The 17,368-nt window shown below is 53.9% G+C and carries 17 protein-coding genes; 8 read left to right on the top strand and 9 right to left on the bottom strand.

The genetic code is table 11. The features are described 5' to 3' along the window. Positions 1–2 precede the first annotated feature (2 nt). From ABRZ28_RS09840 to ABRZ28_RS09850, 3 genes are read left to right on the top strand one after another with little or no spacing between them, the layout of a single operon-like run. Positions 3–1,715, top strand: a complete 1,713-nt coding sequence (locus ABRZ28_RS09840) for an ABC transporter permease (protein WP_319604058.1) — start codon at positions 3–5, stop codon at positions 1,713–1,715. After that, the gene (locus ABRZ28_RS09845; RefSeq protein ID WP_319604059.1) at positions 1,703–2,734 is read left to right on the top strand and encodes an ABC transporter ATP-binding protein; all 1,032 of its coding nucleotides are present in this window, start codon (positions 1,703–1,705) and stop codon (positions 2,732–2,734) included. Before ABRZ28_RS09840 ends, ABRZ28_RS09845 begins: the two co-directional genes overlap by 13 nt. Next, positions 2,731–3,786: an MBL fold metallo-hydrolase gene (locus tag ABRZ28_RS09850; protein ID WP_330520160.1), complete on the top strand. Its 1,056-nt coding sequence runs from the start codon at positions 2,731–2,733 to the stop codon at positions 3,784–3,786. The genes ABRZ28_RS09845 and ABRZ28_RS09850 overlap by 4 nt, the downstream gene beginning before the upstream one ends. Positions 3,787–3,921: 135 nt before the next feature. Here ABRZ28_RS09850 and ABRZ28_RS09855 read toward each other — a convergent pair whose 3' ends face one another. From ABRZ28_RS09855 to ABRZ28_RS09870, 4 genes are all read right to left on the bottom strand, one after another. After that, the gene (locus ABRZ28_RS09855; RefSeq protein ID WP_330520161.1) at positions 3,922–4,605 is read right to left on the bottom strand and encodes an oligogalacturonate-specific porin KdgM family protein; all 684 of its coding nucleotides are present in this window, start codon (positions 4,603–4,605) and stop codon (positions 3,922–3,924) included. A 64-nt stretch (positions 4,606–4,669) separates the two neighbouring features. Next, positions 4,670–5,821, bottom strand: a complete 1,152-nt coding sequence (locus ABRZ28_RS09860) for a glycoside hydrolase family 88 protein (RefSeq protein WP_330520162.1) — start codon at positions 5,819–5,821, stop codon at positions 4,670–4,672. A 20-nt stretch (positions 5,822–5,841) separates the two neighbouring features. Then, positions 5,842–7,092 carry an oligosaccharide MFS transporter gene (locus tag ABRZ28_RS09865; protein WP_330520163.1) on the bottom strand — a complete coding sequence of 417 codons (1,251 nt, stop codon included), beginning with the start codon at positions 7,090–7,092 and terminating at the stop codon, positions 5,842–5,844. 24 nt (positions 7,093–7,116) lie between these two features. Then, complete coding sequence (locus tag ABRZ28_RS09870) at positions 7,117–8,946, bottom strand: DUF2264 domain-containing protein (protein WP_330520164.1); 1,830 nt, start codon at positions 8,944–8,946, stop codon at positions 7,117–7,119. A gap of 201 nt (positions 8,947–9,147) precedes the next feature. Between ABRZ28_RS09870 and ABRZ28_RS09875 the strand changes: the two genes are divergently transcribed. Continuing rightward, positions 9,148–9,999 (top strand): AraC family transcriptional regulator, encoded by an 852-nt coding sequence (locus ABRZ28_RS09875; RefSeq protein ID WP_330520165.1) that lies wholly within the window; start codon positions 9,148–9,150, stop codon positions 9,997–9,999. Positions 10,000–10,478: 479 nt separating this feature from the next. Here ABRZ28_RS09875 and ABRZ28_RS09880 read toward each other — a convergent pair whose 3' ends face one another. From ABRZ28_RS09880 to ABRZ28_RS09890, 3 genes are all read right to left on the bottom strand, one after another. After that, a complete protein-coding gene (locus ABRZ28_RS09880; RefSeq protein WP_319604066.1) occupies positions 10,479–11,162 on the bottom strand; it encodes a TerC family protein in 684 nt (227 codons plus the stop codon). Between the two features lie 36 nt (positions 11,163–11,198). After that, positions 11,199–11,372, bottom strand: a complete 174-nt coding sequence (locus ABRZ28_RS09885) for a hypothetical protein (protein ID WP_330520166.1) — start codon at positions 11,370–11,372, stop codon at positions 11,199–11,201. Between the two features lie 69 nt (positions 11,373–11,441). Next, positions 11,442–12,326 carry an alpha/beta fold hydrolase gene (locus ABRZ28_RS09890; RefSeq protein WP_330520167.1) on the bottom strand — a complete coding sequence of 295 codons (885 nt, stop codon included), beginning with the start codon at positions 12,324–12,326 and terminating at the stop codon, positions 11,442–11,444. An 89-nt stretch (positions 12,327–12,415) separates the two neighbouring features. Between ABRZ28_RS09890 and ABRZ28_RS09895 the strand changes: the two genes are divergently transcribed. From ABRZ28_RS09895 to ABRZ28_RS09905, 3 genes are all read left to right on the top strand, one after another. Then, positions 12,416–12,994, top strand: coding sequence for a CGNR zinc finger domain-containing protein (locus ABRZ28_RS09895; RefSeq protein WP_330520168.1), 579 nt, complete (start codon positions 12,416–12,418; stop codon positions 12,992–12,994). A 273-nt stretch (positions 12,995–13,267) separates the two neighbouring features. Next, entirely contained in the window at positions 13,268–13,450 is a 183-nt protein-coding gene (locus tag ABRZ28_RS09900; protein ID WP_330520169.1) for a hypothetical protein, read from the top strand. A gap of 7 nt (positions 13,451–13,457) precedes the next feature. Next, entirely contained in the window at positions 13,458–13,661 is a 204-nt protein-coding gene (locus ABRZ28_RS09905; RefSeq protein WP_319604070.1) for a hypothetical protein, read from the top strand. Positions 13,662–13,795: 134 nt separating this feature from the next. Here the strand turns inward: ABRZ28_RS09905 and ABRZ28_RS09910 are convergent, their stop codons facing one another. Then, positions 13,796–14,647 carry a hypothetical protein gene (locus ABRZ28_RS09910; RefSeq protein ID WP_330520170.1) on the bottom strand — a complete coding sequence of 284 codons (852 nt, stop codon included), beginning with the start codon at positions 14,645–14,647 and terminating at the stop codon, positions 13,796–13,798. 668 nt (positions 14,648–15,315) lie between these two features. On the opposite strand from ABRZ28_RS09910, the gene ABRZ28_RS09915 reads away from it, so the two are divergent. Beyond that, positions 15,316–16,113, top strand: coding sequence for a helix-turn-helix domain-containing protein (locus ABRZ28_RS09915; RefSeq protein WP_330520171.1), 798 nt, complete (start codon positions 15,316–15,318; stop codon positions 16,111–16,113). Positions 16,114–16,211: 98 nt separating this feature from the next. Here ABRZ28_RS09915 and ABRZ28_RS09920 read toward each other — a convergent pair whose 3' ends face one another. Then, positions 16,212–17,360 (bottom strand): ABC transporter substrate-binding protein, encoded by a 1,149-nt coding sequence (locus ABRZ28_RS09920; protein WP_330520172.1) that lies wholly within the window; start codon positions 17,358–17,360, stop codon positions 16,212–16,214. Between the last annotated feature and the right edge of the window lie 8 nt (positions 17,361–17,368).

The following is a 17,368-nucleotide window of genomic DNA, read 5'->3' on the forward strand; positions in this document are numbered from 1 at the left end:
CCATGAGCAGCCTGACCGAACGTTATCCCGCCGGCGGCAATCCTCCCAGAGGGTTGCTCTGGCTGTTGCTGGGTCTGGTTACGCTGTTCAGTCTGCTGCCGAGCCTGCGCTTGTTAATCTCGGCGCTGTTTGACTGGCATCAGGGCGCCGACAGCAGCCTGTGGCGGGTGTTATCCAGTCAGTCGACCTGGGGGGCGCTGTACAACAGTTTATATACCAGCGGAATGGGAACCTTGCTCTCCGTGCTGTTGGGCGGTCTTTTCGCTTTCTGCCTGGCGCTGACCGATATCCGCGCCAAACAGATAGGGATATTTTTGTTTATGCTGCCGATGATGATCCCGCCGCAGGTCACGGCGCTAAGCTGGCTGCAACTTTTTGGCCCCAGCAGCATCCTGTTGAATAGTCTGGGGATAGCGCCGGCCTTTGGCAGCCCGAACCCGCTTTATTCCGCGCAGGGCATCGCTCTGCTGCTGGGCATCCAGCATGCGCCGCTGGTCTTTCTGGCGTTGCGCGGTCAACTGCTTTGTTTGCCCAAGGAGCAAATTGAAGCCGCGCGCCTGAACGGGGCTTCGCTGTGGCGGGTGTTTTGCGATATCGTCCTGCCGCTGTGCCGCACCTCGCTGTGGGCGGGCGGCGCCATCGCCTTTGTGTCGGCGCTGGGCAACTTCGGTATTCCCGCGATGCTGGGGATCCCCATTTCCTACTTTGTGCTGCCGACGCAGATTTACCAGACGATGGCCGGCTTCGGCCCCGGCATGTTGAATCAGGTGGCGGCGCTGTCGGTATTGATGGGCGTACTGGCGGTGGGCATCGTTATGTTGCAAGGGCGTTTGCAGCGGCGTCATGCGCTGCCGCTTATCGGCATGGCCGGCCGCGCGCTGGCGTTTCGGCTCGGCGCGTGGCGCTGGCCGACGGAGCTGATCCTGGGGATCGTACTGTTTATGATCCTGGCCGCGCCCCTGCTGGCGCTGATCGCCACCTCGCTGGTGCCGACGCTGGGCGTGCCGCTGAATGGCAAAACGCTGACGTTTGCCGCCTACGGCGCCATGCTGGAAGGGCAGAGCGCCACCTGGCGGGCGCTGACCAACAGCATGCTGTTGTCGGTCAGCGCCGCTGTCGTCCTGATGATCCTGAGTCTGCCTCTCGCCTACCTGCTGGTACGCTATCCCAGCCGCCCGCTGCGCTGGCTGCACAATGCGATTGATATTCCCTATACCTTGCCCGGCGTGGTGCTGGCGATAGCGTTCATTCTGCTGTTTGCGCGGCCGATTCCCATCGTGAATATCGCGCTGTACGGCACGCTGACGATCATTTTTCTGGCGTATCTGGCGCGTTTCCTCACGGTCTGCCTCAAGCCCGTTCATAGCGGCATGTTGCAAATGGATCCGGCGATGGAAGAGGCGGCCAGTCTGGCGGGCGCCGGCTTTTCGCAACGGCTGCGCCATATCGTTCTGCCGCTATTGGCGCCGGCCGCCTTCGCCGGCGCGCTGCTGGTGTTTCTGACGGCGGTGAATGAACTCACCGTCTCGGCCCTGTTGTGGAGCGCGGGCAGCGAGACGCTGGGCGTCGTCATTTTCAATCTGGATGAAAGCGGCAATAAGGTGCTGGCCGCCGCCGTTTCAGTGCTGGTCGTGGCGCTGGTCGCGCTGGTTATGCTGTTGCTGAGCGGTTTGGGCCGCTATCTTCCCAAAGGAGTCATCCCATGGCAGAGCTGAAACTGGATCGGATAGGCAAACAGTTCGGCGCACAGATCGTCGTGCGCGATCTGAGCCTGACCATTCCCGCCGGCGCGTTTACCGCGTTGCTGGGTCCCAGCGGTTGCGGAAAAACCACCACGCTGCGCATGTTGGCCGGATTGGAGCAACTGACCCAGGGACGGCTGTCGTTAGGCGATAAGCTGCTGGCGGATCGCCACCATCATCTGCCGCCGGAGGCGCGCAACATGGGGATGGTGTTCCAATCCTATGCCCTGTGGCCGCATATGACGGTGGCGGAAAATGTCGGTTATCCGTTAAAGCTGAAGAAAGTTAACGGCGCCGCCCGGCAAAAGCGCGTTATGGCGGCGCTGGAAGAGGTTGAACTGGCGGCTTACGCCGATCGTTCGCCGCAGGCGCTGAGCGGCGGGCAGCGTCAGCGCGTCGCGCTGGCGCGCTGTCTGGTGTCGGAACCGCAGGTGATGCTGCTGGATGAACCTCTGGCCAATCTGGATCGGCATCTGCGCGCCACGATGGAACAGACTTTCCGTGATTTTCACCGCCGCACCGGCGCGACGTTTATCTACGTGACCCACGATCAGGCCGAAGCGATGGCGTTGGCCAGCCACATCGCGGTAATGCATCAGGGCGCGCTGATGCAGTGGGGCTCTCCCCAACAGATCTATCAATATCCGCAGAACGCCTGGATCGCGCGCTTTATCGGCAAAGGCAGCATATTGACCCTGCCCGTGGCCGAAAATGCCGCCCGTCTGGACGGCGAGCAACTGCATCACGGACTGGCGCGGACGTCCGCCGCACATGGCCGTCAGCCGATACTGATCCGTCCTGAACATGTGGAAGTCGCGGCCGGCGGCATCGCCGCGCTGGTGGAGAGCTGTATTTTTCAGGGAGAACGCTATCTGTTGCAACTGCGGCTGGCCGACGGTCAGCCGCTGACCGCGTATCATCACTCCCCGCTGAGCGAGCGGCAGTCAGTAGCGGTTCGCCTGCATCAGGGCTGGCGGCTGGAGGCGGCATGAGCGTCGGTATCGAGATTATCAGCGGTCTGCACGGCAAGGCGCCCGCGGCCATTCTGGTGACGACGCCGTCGCGGCGCATTCTGCTCGATGCGGGCGGCGCGCTGGAAGCGAATGCCGAACCCTGGCCGATCCCGGACGATCTGGACGCGATCTTGCTGAGTCACGATCATGAGGATCACATCGGCGGCCTGCTGCGTTTGCCGCCCCAAACGCCGGTGTACTGTACCGCGACCACGGCCCGGGCGTTGCCCGCCGGCCTGAATGTACGGCCGATCCCGGTTCGCGGGCAATTCCAGCTAGGTGCGTTGACCGTCACCACCGGTAGCTGCGGTCATGCCTACGGCGGCGTTTGGTTTCATCTGGATCTGGCCGGCGGCCTGTTTTACAGCGGCGACGTCAGCCTGGAATCCGCGTTATTCCGTTTCGATCAACCGCCGGCGGCGCAACTGGCGCTGGTGGATGCCTCCTACGCGCTGTATGACGTGACGCAGCATCGGCAGCGGGAAGCGATCTTGTCGCAGTTGGTGCAGCCGACGCTGTGTCCGGTGCCGCCTTCCGGCCGGGCGGTGGAAATGGCATTGCTGCTGGCGCGCCGCAATGCGGCCGGCGTGGCGCTGGATGAACCTTGCCTGGCGATGTTGGTACAGATGGCGCAACATGACGATGGCAGCCTGCAACCCGGCGTACAGGCGGAACTGAAACGACTGGCCCGGACGCTGCCTCCTTTTTCAGCAGACTGCCCGGTATTGCTGACGGCGAATCCGGATGGACAGAGCGGCACCGCCGGCGCACTGCGGGCGCAGCCCGGTTTCAGCCACCGGGTTCTGTTCACCGGCCACCTCAATCAGCCATCCCGCCGGCAGTGGCGGGCCGGCGAGGTCGATTTTTGTCGTTGGAACGTCCATCCCACCCGGCATTGTCTGCGCAAGCTGGTCGCGATGCTGGCATGCCGCGCTTTGGCGCCGCTGTTTACGCCGATTGGCGCAACGGCGGCGTGGCGGCGCGCGCTGGGCTGCGAAATCATCGATCGCCCGGTCATCAGGATGAAATGATAAAGCCGATCGGCAAGCCCGTTGTTTTAATGTCGCACCGCGCAACGGATCACGCGGTGTGGACATCCTCGATATCTTCGCCGAAAAACGTTGATGTCGGCTTCCCGCGGCGATGTCCGCCGGGCGTTTTGTCGATCAGAAGTAATAACGTACGCCTAGCCGGATGCGATATTGCTCCGCATTATTGGCGATATCGCGATCCAGCCAGGACAGTTGCACAAAGGGTCGCCAGTTCGATGTCAGCTTCCACGTCGCTTTATGGTTGAGCTCCCAACTATGATCTTTGCCATTCTTGCGCCTGTAGTTATCGGTATTCAGGTAAAGGTTCGGTTCAAATTCATAGCTGAGGGTATCGTTGATTTTATAATTAACCACCATAACAAGCTGATGGTTGTCGTTGTAATTCATCTCGCTGTCGAGATCGCGCGTTTTATAATTCATATGGTTATAGCGATATTTAAAGGCCATCGATAAATCTGACGTGGCGCTATATCCCAGTTGAATATAGGGCGATATGGCGGAGCCCGAACTGGTGGAATTAACAATGCCGCCGGGACTTAACGTTAGCTTGTCGGTAATCTTCCACAGCGGATACCACCCTTCAATTTCATCAAAGCTGTGCTTAAATTGATTCAGCTTGGCGGTGTTATACACGGTTTGAAATAATAACCCGGCCCCGTTGTTAAAATTATAGCCCGCACCCAGTTTAAACTGATGTTCTTCGGATGCGCTATTCCACGCTTCCCTGACTTCGAGAAAACCGCCGGCATGGCCAACTGCGGGCAACGCCAGCGCCAGAAATACAATTTGTCTATTCATCATTTATCCTTATCAGGACGTAGGGGATCCTCAGCAGAGCTGATTAATTAATCACAGGCTATGTTTACCAGTATTTTGCTAATGGCGCGGATAAGCGCGATAACGCTTCAAAAAAGAAATAATCGCCCCAGATGCAATATTCATCGACGCCGCGGGATTTATTCATATTATAAACCGCATGCAATAAATAACCGTTATTCACGTCGGCGTGTTGATAATAGCTTGTGCAGAGCTCATCCATAATCAGCAATGCCTGCCGTTCAAAATATTCGCGTTGCGGATGTAATACCGACAAATGTTTTATCAGCTCCAGCAACCCGCATACGGCAATGGCGGCGGCGGAACTGTCCTTCGCCGTGTCGGCGGTAGTGAGATGCAAATCCCAGTTGCATATTTTATCCGCCGGCAAATAGGCCAGAAAATAACGGGCGGTTTCAATGGCGGTGACGAGGAAACGACGATCGCCGGTATAGCCATAGCTGAGGGCAAAACCATAAATCGCCCACGCCTGACCGCGCGCCCAGCAAGAGTCATCCGCAAAGCCTTGGTGGGTGGAGCCTTTGCGCGGCGCGCCGCTGTTTACATCCATATAGAAGGTATGGAAAGTTGAAAAGTCCTCGCGCACCAGATAGTCGCAGGCACGGCTGGCGTGGTTCCAGGCCAACTGCGCGTAATGCCGATCGCCGGTTTGTTCCGATGCCCAGTAGAGCAGCGGCAGGTTCATCATGCAGTCGATGATCATGCGCCCTTGCTGGCTGGGATCCTGCAAATCCCCCCATGCCTGAATAATTTTCGCCCTGGGATGGTAGCGCGCGGCCAGCAGGTTCGCCGCCTGTAAGGCATAGCGCCGCGCCGCTTCGTCCCCGGTGCCGCGCCAGGTATTTACGCAGGAGAGCGAGTAGAGAAAACCAAGATCGTGGGTTTCAATATCGTGGCGCTGCGCCAAACGTTCGCCAAAACTTGGGATTTGCTGCTGTAACTGCTGCAAAAAGACCTCATCATCGCTCATCTGCCAGGCCAGCCAGCATATGCCGCTCCAGAAGCCCGTGGTCCAGTCGGTATTCGCCGTCAGCGGATATTTGCCGTTAATGCTACAAGCGGCGGGAAATTTTCCGGCGAATTGGCTTAGTTGCCGTTTTAATTGCTCCGTCGCGCGTTGCCGTATTCCTGAGAGTAAGGTTGTGGCGCACGGTAAATCCGTTTCTTTGCTGCTCATAAGGCTCATGAAATACTCCATCAGGATAAAGTGGTATTGGTTGGTGCGGCGGTAAGATTGATCTTTTCGTCGTTATCGGTCAGCACGAATATGGAAATCAGCGCAAAGAGGATCACCACGCCGCCCATAATGAAATAGGTATTGCCGAAGCCAATATGGTCGTACATATATCCAACCGGCGCGGAAACAAAGATGGTGCCGATATACATCGTGCATTGATAACCAATCAGATACATGGTGGCGTTCACTTTCTTGTCGAAGTGGTTGGCGATGTATTTAAATACCGCAATAAGCAGCAGCGCGTTTTCCAGGCCGTACAGCGGTTTAATAAAGGCGATCATTAACGGCCCGGTGGCAAAACCCGATACCACAAGACGCGCGCCAATCACCAGACCGGCGAAAATTAAAGCCCGGCGCGCGCCCATTTTATTCACCACCCAGGGCATGGTGAGCATGGAAATAAATTCGACAATCGCCTGTACCGTGCTCAGATAGCCGTACCATGAATTGCCTGCGGAATCACCGTGGAAGAAAGAGACGAAATAGCGCGGGAATTGCTGCTCGGCGATATGCATAATCCATACAATGCCGGCGACATAGAAACAGAAGCGCCAGAAATTGCCTTGTTTCAGCAGACGCTTAACATCCGGCAGGCTGATCTTTTTCTCCGGCACCACTGCGTTTTCGTGGTTGTCGGCGGCGGGAATTTTAATGCTGATCAACAAGCCGAGCATAATGAGCGAAGTAATACTGCTGATAGTGAAGTTGATGGTCGGGGAAATATTAAAAAGCACCCCGGCAAAGGATGCCGTCACCGCCGCGCCGCAGGAGCCCCACATTCTGATGCGGCCAAACTCAAAGCCTTTCAGTCGTCCGAACCGATCGCAATAAGATTCCGAGGCGGCGATGCCGGCGTACCAGGCCAGGCTTAAATAGAGCGCTCCGGCCAATACCCCGGCGTAGAACGATTCGCTAAGCAGCGGGTGATAGACATAGACGAAAAACGGCATCAGCAGCGACGACATGATCGCCACAAAATAGAGCAGATGCTTTTTCATCCCCAGCTTATCGGTAATAAAGCCGTAAATCGGTTTCATCACTACGGCAAAGGCGCCGTTTACGGCGAATACCGCGCCAATTTCCGCACTGGTTAATTTGGCCTCCAGTCCCAGCCAGATGGAGTAAAGGCTGAAACTCATGGTCCAGACAACAAAATATAAGAACATAAACGCGCTGATTTTTATGTAATCATAACGATTAACGGTGGTCATAGTACGCTCCCAAAAGGCGTGTGGTTATAGAGGGATTTCCATTAACTGGTCATCCTGTTTTATTTCTATGCTGTGCGACGTGAGTGAGATCGCGGGCAAAACGAGCGTCGTGAGAGTATGTCCGGCATCCGCCACGCAGCAGAGAAGATGGCGGCCTGGCGCTAAAGTCTGCTTCAGCGTCGGCACGCTACTGCTGTAGGGAAAGCGGATATTACTGGCGGGCGGACTGATAATTTGGCTACAGGCGCGGTTCAGCGCCGGGGAGATATCGACGATCCGCGAGTAGAGGCCAGTCTCCGGGCTTCGCGCCGTGCCGTTTTGCGTGTCGAACGCATCGGGCGAAAACGCAGCCAACGGCAGCGGAAATCCCCCTTCCGCGCTCTCTAGCGGGCGGGCGTTTTGTACCAGATGGATACGCAAATGGCCGCAGGCCAACGGGATTAGCCAGGTGTCGATGGCGACATCGTGCCAGGGCGACCAGCGGGTATAGATGCCTCTGTCGCTAATGTCGCTGCGCTCATTCGTTCGGCGGCCGCGGTAATGCCCATCCTGTTCGGCGAGTAAAAGCATGGAGTCGCAGGCGCTGAGTTCGAGGCCGAAGCGGCTGCGTTCAAGGTTAAAGCCGAGCAGCGAAGAGTAGGCGAACTTGGCGTATTTGCTCTCGCTATTGGCATAGTTTTTCCCCGGCGTCTGCCCGACATTGAGCATGTAGTGGTGGCCGCTATTTTCATCATCGATAATCAACTGACCGGCGCGCGCAATCACATGTCGATGATTGCGCGGCGGCAACGGCAGTTCCGCGCTTTGCCAGAAGGGGTGATCTTCTTTCAACGCAAGGATGAGGAAGGTTTTAAACGCCCAGTAAGGTGAGCCGGGCGCGTTATACTCCTCGGCCATAATTTCATTGGCGTAACCGTAGCCGACGGTGAGAATACCGCGTGTATCGGTGATATCCTGCGCCAGCCAGTGGCGCAGGTGGCGGAAAATAAGGCCTTTCATCACCCCGAGCGGGAACACGTCAAGCCCGGCGAACACTGCCGCACTCCAGAATGCGGCCTGGGCAAAGCGATAGGTCATGCTGCGGCCATAGGCAATGGCCGCGCCGTCTTCACTAAAAAAGTGGATGAAGTCATGCGCGAACAGGGCGGCGCGCTCGCGCAAAATCCGGCAGCGCTGCGGGTCGATATCGCGCATCAACTGTGCGTAGATCAGTCCGTAAAAATGCAGCGCCATGCCATTATAATAATCTCGCGGGCGGTTAAGCCCGTCGCTATACCAGCCATCTCCAAGATAGAAGCTGTCCAGTCGGGCAAAATGCCGCGCTACGACCTCGGGTGACCACGATTCGCCGCTCAGGCAAAGCCCCATTTCCACCATAATCGGAAAAAATGACCAGTTATTTTGCGGGATCTGCGCCTTGCGCAGCGTCCGCAGCCAGTGAAACAACTGCTGTTGCTCTTGCGCGTCAAGCTGTTGGCGAAACGTTGATTCGCTCAGCGCCAGGCCCACGCCGAACACGGCCATCTCTACGCTTCGCTGATCGAAATCTCCCGTTTCTCCCCAATAACAGGGATGCGCCGGGTTGGCGCCGGCGGCGATAAGGCGAAATAGGGCGCGGATATCAAGGTCTCCGGATTCACCGGACGCGAGTAAGGGAAATACACCCCACAGCAGGCGGCTAAAAGTTTCGAATGCCGCCGTTTTTTCTCCGTAAAGAGGAATACGATTACCTGTTAAAATGCCGGCGACGTTATCGCTTCGTTGCCGCCAGACGGCATTAAACAACGAGGTAAAACAGTCGCGTAGTGCGGTTCGGCTATTGAATTTTTCATTATTTTTGGTTGAGAGATGCATATTTACCCTCTTGATTTCTTCAAGTGAAACAATGTTTCAACTGATGATTTATTTCGTCAGAAAATAAGCATTGCGGGGATAAAAGATCGTTAAGAGGATCACAAAAGGAAACGAATAGAGCCTGAGAAAGAGGCTTTGTGCTTTATTCACAGATTATTTTTAACTATGCTGAAGTGAAATGTCACTATCTTGACCTTTAACATGATGACCGACGAAGCATTGCTGGATCGTATCTCTCTTGATGACTTTTCCGTGGAGTTCAAAAGGACTCGTGGTAAAAGCGTCAATTATTATCACTGGCACCAGTGCCTGGAACTGTTGTTTATTGAGAGCGGCGTAGGCATTGTGGTGGTGGATAATCAAAAGTTTACCGCCAGACCTGGGCGGATGTTTATTTTTCCGCAGGGAAAAATTCACAAGGTTATGGTAGACAATACGTCGTCCAATTGTTATCAGCGCACCATCATTCATGTGGATGTGGCGATAATGTCCGGTTATCTGCGTACTTTTACTCAGCGTTATAAACTCTTTTCTGAAATATCCGCTGCCGATGCTCATGTCTCTATTTATGATCTGTCGCAATCGCAGGAAAAAATAGAAAATATCTTTGATTTATTTTGGTGTAGTTACCTTTCCTCCTCCGGGAAAAGTGAATTAATGGCACTATTATTGTTGAATATACTCGACTTTCTTTCGGCCGGTGTTCATGTGCGCGCGGGAAAGAGCGGTTTGCTGTCTTCAAAAATTATGCAGCAAATAGAAGAAGGCTATTTATACAAACTTAGTTTGCAAGACATGGCTAAAAAGCTAGGAGTTTCCGCTAGCTATGCGTCTCGTACCTTTCGCAAGGAGACTGGCGGAACCATCCAGGAGTACATTCTTATCCGTCGTATTAAACACGCCAGTGAATTACTTGAGTACACTTCTCTGTCGGTGGCGGAAGTGGCGGCACAGTCGGGTTTTAATTACACCACTTACTTTATTAAGTGTTTTAATGAAATAGTGGGGTGCGCGCCTTTAAAATACAAACAGCGTTTGCTACCTAAGGTCTGATAACGATAGAACGGCGAATGTCGTTTGTCTGTTGAGGTTGAAAAATGACTTAATGTTTATTATTTTTTCGCCATAATAGCGCTGAATATATGGTTGTATATCGGTTGAGTAATCAATGAAATAGAGGTTGTCGTATCTTTGGCTTTTCCCTATGCAGTTAAAAATAAAATTTTAAATTCGGGAAAAAAACCAAAACCGAGAATGAAGAAAGGCTGTGATGTTCAAGAAGAAACACGTCAACCACGATGGAAAAGGTGAATGAGTCTGTGGCTAGTCATATGGGAATACAGGTGAATAATCATAGCGTTAATATTTTCAACAGAGAGAAAGAGTATGAAGTTAATTTTTTCGCCGGCGAGGGCATACGTTAAAAAGTAAAAAAACCAGCCAACAGACTGGTTTTTCTAAATAGTACCGGGTTCTGACGAAATACCGCTCATTGTCTCGCGTTGAGCGTCAGATCTGAAAGAGCGCGGTTTTTAGTGCTCAATATACCTGTATTTTTTTCGGCCGATAAGGGCGCCGACCGCCAATACGCATACCGCGCCGGCCACACCGGCCGCATAGTGCCACCATGATGGCATAGCCGGGAGACTGATATCGCTAATCGCCATACCGCCTGCGATCCATCCCAGCAGCGCCGCGCCAAGTTTAATGATCAGCGGAAAACGCTCCATAAAGTGCAGGACCAACTTGCTGCCCCAGATGATGATCGGGATGCTGATAAAGATGCCGATAACCACCAACCCCAGATGCCCATTGGACGCGCCGGCTATCGCCACTACATTATCCAAACTCATCACGGCGTCGGCGACGATAATGGTTTTTATCGCGCTAATCAGCTTCGGGCTGGCGGTGAGGCTCTTATGATCCTCCTCATCGCCGGGAATAAGCATTTTTATGCCTATCCAGATAAGCAACGCGGCGCCTATGATTTTCAGGTACGGCAGTCCCAGCAGTTCCAGGGCGAAAAAGATCATGACAATCCGCAGGAGGATTGCGCCGAATGTGCCGGCCATGATCGCCACGTTGCGCTGGGCGACAGGGAGTTTTCGACAGGCTAAGGCAATCACGACGGCATTGTCCCCGCCCAGTAGTATATCGATAGCGATAATCTGTCCGATGGAGAACCATAACGAGGGTGAATTCAATATCTCAATCAATGTAAACGCTCCAAAGATGTCTCTTTCCTTCCTGGATTACCGGGTATGCCCGACTGGCGCCGCTGACCTACCGCTTCCGTTGACGGTTTCCAGAAAATAACCGGCGACGATAATAAAGGATGCGACGAAGAGAGCCTCTCCGCCATTGGCAATGATACGCTTTCGCGCTTCAACTGCCGAATAGTTAACGGAAAAACGCCCGGACTCCATTGAATCGCCTTCAGTCCGGGCTTCCTGATCGCGCGGCGGGGCGGATTATTCGCTATCGCTATCAATTGCTTACTTGATGTTTTTATCCAGGAACGCGCGGATTGCCGGAATGATTTCCTTGCCATGGGTCTCCAGAGCAAAATGGCCGGTGTCATAAAAGCGCACATCCGCCTCGGGAATGTCGCGCTTCCATGCCTCTGCGCCGGCCGGCAGGAAATAGGGGTCGTTTTTGCCCCAGACCGCCAGAAGCGGCGGCTGTCGCTGGCGAAAATAAGCCTGGAACTGCGGGTACAGGCGGACATTCGACGCATAGTCCAACACAAGATCTAACTGAATGTCCGCATTGCCGGGTTTGGCGACATGCAGCCCTTCCAGCGTATAGCCATCAGGCGAGACCAGACTGGGATCGCCCACGCCCTCCAGATACTGCCATTTGACTGACGCCGGGGTGGGGAAGTCGCGCAGCGCGGCGCGATTCTCCGCCGTTGGCGCCTGCCAGTACTTTTTGATCAAATCCCAGCCCTGGGCCAGTCCTTCCTCGTAGGCGTTGCCATTCTGGGAAATGATGGCGGTGATACGCTCGGGGTGCGCGCTGGCCAGGCGCCAGCCGATCGGCGCGCCATAGTCATGCACCATTATCGCGTAACGGGCGAGATGCCGCTGTTCGGTGAACTGATCAATCGTTTGCGCGAGGTTATCAAAGGTATAGGCGTAAGCCCCGTGTTCTGGCGACTCGGTGTAACCGAAGGCGGGGAGGTCCGGCGCGACGACGTGATAGCGATCCGCCAGCGCCGGGATCAGATCGCGGTACATGTAAGAAGAAGCCGCGAAGCCATGCAGCAGAAGCACGGTGGGTAATGCCGGGTCGCCCGCCTCACGATAGAAGATTTTCACAGCGCCAACCTGTTCGTAGCGGTAGTGAATCTGGGGTTTGACGGTGGTTTTGATGCTCATAATGATTCCCTTGTAACCTGATTGGTGGTTATTTGAAGGTTACATAATAATTTGGTAACCTGTCTATATGTTTTTTATGGGTTACAAAAATGAGCATGTCTAATCAACAGGATCTTCATTTCATCGCCAACAACCTGGCTCTGGATTTCGTCAATAGCGCCTACGGCACCGGAGATGAAAGGCGCGACTATTTAACTGATGACGCCAGCGTCGTTGCATGGCTCAAGGCCGCTGGCGAGTTGCCTGAAGATTTCGACGGCTGTCCTGCGGGTCTGGCGCAACTGGGGCGGGCGCTGCGCGAGGAGGCGGAAACATTAATCGCAATCGCCAAAACCGGCCGACCGGGAAAAGCATTGATAGTCAATCAGATACTGGAAGCCGGCCGCCCGGTCAGGCGGCTTTTATGGGATGCGGGCAAGGCCGGTTTCATATTGAAAAATGATCGCTATGATCTCAGCGCCGCCAGTCTGCTCGAACCGGTGGCGGCTTCGCTGGCACGCCTGCTTGCGGCGGATGAACGTCAGTATGTTCGGCAGTGCGAGGCGCACGACTGCACGCTTTACTTTCTTGATGTCACTAAATCACGCCGCAGACGGTGGTGCAGCATGGCCATTTGCGGCAACAGGATGAAGGTGGCGGCATTCCGTTCGCGTAAGCACGCCGACTGACCTCTGTCGGCACGGCGATTCGCCGGATCGCCGTCGTGCGTTATCCGGTTATCTTTTTCACATGCTCTGTAGCTTTTTTTTGGTGCGCCGCCGGAGAAATTTGCACCAGAATTGCGTCTTTGTCTGCCTTTTCTCTTCGTTGAACGTGTTTTCTTCCGCATATGCGCTGGTAAAAAACGCTGTTTTTCAATTCGATAAATAAACACCCTTTTATTGTTGTGGTTTTTTGAGCGCCCTTTGCTTAATTTTTAGCGCGGGTGTTTCTTTGAGCGCTTGCAAGTAAAACATACGTTCCATGCACGGCGCTCGTTGCACCCGATGACGCTCGCTGAACGGCTTGAGGCGCATATTGAACGGGAGCGCGGAAATATGGCGGGACTACAGCGCGACAGCATGCCGCAAGAGCTGGAGCGGACGGTACGACTGAATTCCCACGGCGGCGGATATTCCGCATGATTTTCGCGTGCAGCTATTGCCGCATGCGGACAACGCCGCGGAAACGGTGTTCCGCTCCAAAGCCGTCGGCGAGCCGCCGTTTATGCTGGGGATCGCCGTCTGGTGTGCGTTGCAGGACGCGATCGCGGGTCGCGGCGATAGCGCCCCTTATCGCCAGCTTGACCTGCCTGCCACGCCGGAGCGGGTATGGCGAGCGTTACAGACATCCTGAGGGTGATGAATAAGCGCGGCGAATAACTTTTTTATGGTTTCCGCGGGAGTTTTCCGTTCCGTTGCGCTGCAAACCAAACCCTGGCGCATGTTTCGCATCACGGGGCTGAGGCGTTAACACTCGATCTGCAACATTTAGCGGAAATCGTCGTCCGAATCCGACTCCGCGCCGTTTATCAGGATGCTCTCGATCTGTTGCAGGCTTAACGATGCGTTAAACTTGTCCTCTATTCGTTTCTGTATAGCAGTCAGAATCGCCTCGCTATACCGGCCGTCTCCTTGCGCCTGCCGGACCGCATGGGGAGGAATATTATCACTGGTTCGGTAGAGCGGATTGATAAACGCGATGGGAATTGGGAAATCCGTGTCTTTTTCAGCGGGCGGAAAATCAGCGGTTTTAAACAATCTTGCGATTTTAGGGATGCCGTCATCGCCGGATTTCCGGGTCCAATCCCGGGTATTGGTGACGCAGGCGGGCAGCGCATAGGATTTCGCCGCCCCTTTTATTGTGGTGAAGTAATTATACTGGCGCGCCCTATGCACGGCGGATTGCGACTGAGGCGCGTCATTAAGCGCGGTATCAGTCGCTCCCGGGCGTTTCAGTCTCGTATTCATACCATTGGCGCGGATGTTGTCCAGGCTGGCTTTATTGGTGCCATGATAATAACGAAGGTCTTTATAAGCCTTATGCACATAGCGGCGCATCTCTTCCCCGCCAATGGCCGGTCGGGCGGCATTGCTGTTTTCACCGTTTGAAAAGAGATGATGAAACCGGCTGAGTATGGACAACCCCATCTGTTGATGGCTTCTCCCTCCAGGTAAGGAAGATGATGATTCGGCGTCGGGAGAGGAAGGCGGATGGGGGCTTTGCGGGCTTGAAGGCGGGGTATGGTAACGTTGCTGGTTCACCGCATCGCCCTCTGCATTTTGCGACACATTGAGCCAGTCCTGGCTGGCGACCGCATCATGGAACCGAATGGGAAACATATGAACATTCTCCGTAAAGAATTAATAGACTTGCCCCCCTATCCCATCAGTATCAGGGGCAGGTGACTTGCCCTATTGGTTCAACGGGGAAACCGGCATTGGAAATGAGTGTCAGTGGCCGGGATAAAGTTCCCACCAGGCTGGTTTCTTTAAATGAGTGGCGCCGGACTCGGGATCACATCCAAGATTAACGAGCTGTTTATTATTGGTTTTGTTGATAGTTATCGTAAACAGCGCCCACTCAGGCCTGATAAAAAATCGCTGTCTTTGGTATGTGCGAAGCAGGGTTCACCTATAATATCCCAATGTCCATTTTGCAGGACAGCCATACATGATGATGCTTCGAATAACCACGGGGCCGCACACCGGGATTCCCGCAATAACAATCCACAGCTTGCGCTTATAGCGATGCAGTCCGGGCATAAAAGAACATGGATAGATACCGGCAACACGCAGCTATTTTGCCTGATATAAATGGTCTGAGTTTTGCATAACTCAGTCATAAGATCTGAATCAACGCAATGCACAGATAGCAAAAAGAGTTATATGTGGTGAAAGAGGGTCAACATTATGCAGAGTCCAACATGGCGCAGCTACTCTGATTTCTATCAACGCTCTCCTTATGCGCTCAGGAACATCGGCACTCTCAGGGCCGTTTGCCTTTCAGCATGATACGCGTTGAACAAGGCGCGCATAACTTCATTGATCCGCCGCTGGACGAGACTATCCTTGCCTTACCGTTATTGGTAGAAAGTCAATGCAACTGGTTATGGACCATCAATGGACGAACACATAAGCAGAAGGCCCATGTCGGTCAGATGTTGGTTGTACCCGCAGGTATTGAAAGCCAATGGGAAGTCGACGGAAATCGCACTATGTTGGTGCTAACGCTCCCAAATGAAACAGTACGCAAAATCCTTGGCGGCGCTTGTCCCGATCAGATCGGCCAGACATTATGGCAACTATCGGAAAATACCTGGTCAGACCCGCTGGTTGAAACATTGCTTTCGCATTTGTGGGAGAACTCGGCAGGACAAAATATGGCGCAGAGCTATCTGGCAGATGGGTTGTTAATCACCATTCTCTCCCAACTGCTTATCAGGGCTGACGCCGACCTCGCTTCGAATACGTCAGTGATCCTCCCGCAATGGCGAATCAAAAGAGTAAATCAATTCGTGAACGACAATATCAGCAATGAAATCAGTATCGATGATTTAGCTGAAGCGGCGGGTTTAAGTCGTCGGCATTTTGCTCGTAGTTTCCAGCAAAAAATGGGGGAAACGCCTCATCGCTGGCTAATGAATCAACGACTGGAAAAAGCCAAAACATTGCTTTTAGAAACTCATGAGTCAATTTGCGACATTGCTCATCATTGCGGTTTTTCAAGTCAAAGCCATTTGACCACGGTGTTAAAACAAGTCACCGGTATGACGCCAGCTCGCTGGCGCCTGCGATTTAAAATTTAACCACCTCGGGTATTTGCACAAAAATTCAGTCCCTGATTGAACATATCAATACGCGAAAGCGCCCCCCGCCATCAACCGGAGGGGGGCCGCTTAAAAATTTACTCCATGTTGCTGATCAACTTATAGTCTTGATCTGCAACATTAAATAAGGCGTATGAACCAGGGACATCGCCATTGGCATCAAAACTCAGTGAACCAGACGCGCCTTGATAATGAATCGGTTTGCCGGAGTCAATCAGGGCTTTGGCCTTACTCCATTCGCCGGGCAAAATGGCATCGCCCTCTGTACCGGAAATGGCCCTTAGCGCAGAAGAAATCCCGGCTTTATCGCCTTTGGCCTTTTCTATCGCCAATGCCAGCATAAATACGGCGTCATAACCGGTATTAGTAAAAACCGCGTTCGGATCGCCGCTTACCGCTTTAAATTGCTGGTTAAACAGCTCTGACGCCGTGGAGGTGGTACTCACCGGCGAAGAGACAAGTAACGTCGATAAATTTTCCGCGCCCAGTGACTTAATCAACGTCGACGTTTTCATGCCCTCGCCGCCGACGATATTCTGGAAGAAGTCATTTTCCAGCACTTCGCGCATGACGGTCAGTCCGGAAGTATCCGCATAGTCAAAAATGACCAGGGTGTCGGCGCCCGCCCTGGCAAGGCTGGCGAGATCGGTACGATATGAACTTTTGTTTTCTTCATGGGCCGCATAGCCGGAAATTTTGCCGCCTTTAGCTTCAAATTCTTTTCTAAAGGATTCAGCCAATCCCTTGCCGTAATCGTTATTCAGAAAAGAAACCGCAACCTCTTTTGTTCCTCTCTTGAGCAATGTGCGGGCCAACGCCTGTCCCTGATACTCATCCGAAGCCACGGTACGGAATACCAGATCGTTATCTTTTAACGCGGTAATTTGGGGCGATGTCCCCGCCGGGGTGACAAGCACCACGCCGGCGGGAATGGTGACTGAATTTGCCGCCGCCAATACCGCGCCGGAACACCACGGACCGGCAACGGCTATCACCCGCGAAACATTAACCACTTTAGAGGCGGCATCGGCGCCAAGCTGTGGATTACAGCCATCATCCGCAGTAATCCCGATCAGTTTTTCTCCCTTGAGAATACCGCCCTGCTCATTAACCTGTTTTATTGCAAGGTCGTAAGCCTTCATAATTTGGGGAGCCATGGCCGCAGTGCCGCCCGTCATACCGCCAAGCAGGCCAATATTAACATCGGCAAAAGATGATGTTGCCATCAAAGCCG

This window comes from Brenneria sp. g21c3 (genome assembly GCF_040240345.1).
GTDB lineage: Bacteria > Pseudomonadota > Gammaproteobacteria > Enterobacterales > Enterobacteriaceae > Brenneria.

What these genes read in the sequence shown, in the direction of transcription:
- ABRZ28_RS09920 (WP_330520172.1), bottom strand. Translation starts at nt 17,360, where the DNA reads ATGGCAACATCATCTTTTGCCGATGTTAATATTGGCCTGCTTGGCGGT.
- ABRZ28_RS09860 (WP_330520162.1), bottom strand. Translation starts at nt 5,821, where the DNA reads ATGAGCAGCAAAGAAACGGATTTACCGTGCGCCACAACCTTACTCTCA.
- ABRZ28_RS09845 (WP_319604059.1), top strand. Translation starts at nt 1,703, where the DNA reads ATGGCAGAGCTGAAACTGGATCGGATAGGCAAACAGTTCGGCGCACAG.
- ABRZ28_RS09890 (WP_330520167.1), bottom strand. Translation starts at nt 12,326, where the DNA reads ATGAGCATCAAAACCACCGTCAAACCCCAGATTCACTACCGCTACGAA.
- ABRZ28_RS09895 (WP_330520168.1), top strand. Translation starts at nt 12,416, where the DNA reads ATGAGCATGTCTAATCAACAGGATCTTCATTTCATCGCCAACAACCTG.
- ABRZ28_RS09855 (WP_330520161.1), bottom strand. Translation starts at nt 4,605, where the DNA reads ATGAATAGACAAATTGTATTTCTGGCGCTGGCGTTGCCCGCAGTTGGC.
- ABRZ28_RS09850 (WP_330520160.1), top strand. Translation starts at nt 2,731, where the DNA reads ATGAGCGTCGGTATCGAGATTATCAGCGGTCTGCACGGCAAGGCGCCC.
- ABRZ28_RS09870 (WP_330520164.1), bottom strand. Translation starts at nt 8,946, where the DNA reads ATGCATCTCTCAACCAAAAATAATGAAAAATTCAATAGCCGAACCGCA.
- ABRZ28_RS09915 (WP_330520171.1), top strand. Translation starts at nt 15,316, where the DNA reads ATGATACGCGTTGAACAAGGCGCGCATAACTTCATTGATCCGCCGCTG.
- ABRZ28_RS09885 (WP_330520166.1), bottom strand. Translation starts at nt 11,372, where the DNA reads ATGGAGTCCGGGCGTTTTTCCGTTAACTATTCGGCAGTTGAAGCGCGA.
- ABRZ28_RS09840 (WP_319604058.1), top strand. Translation starts at nt 3, where the DNA reads ATGAGCAGCCTGACCGAACGTTATCCCGCCGGCGGCAATCCTCCCAGA.
- ABRZ28_RS09875 (WP_330520165.1), top strand. Translation starts at nt 9,148, where the DNA reads ATGATGACCGACGAAGCATTGCTGGATCGTATCTCTCTTGATGACTTT.
- ABRZ28_RS09910 (WP_330520170.1), bottom strand. Translation starts at nt 14,647, where the DNA reads ATGTTTCCCATTCGGTTCCATGATGCGGTCGCCAGCCAGGACTGGCTC.
- ABRZ28_RS09865 (WP_330520163.1), bottom strand. Translation starts at nt 7,092, where the DNA reads ATGACCACCGTTAATCGTTATGATTACATAAAAATCAGCGCGTTTATG.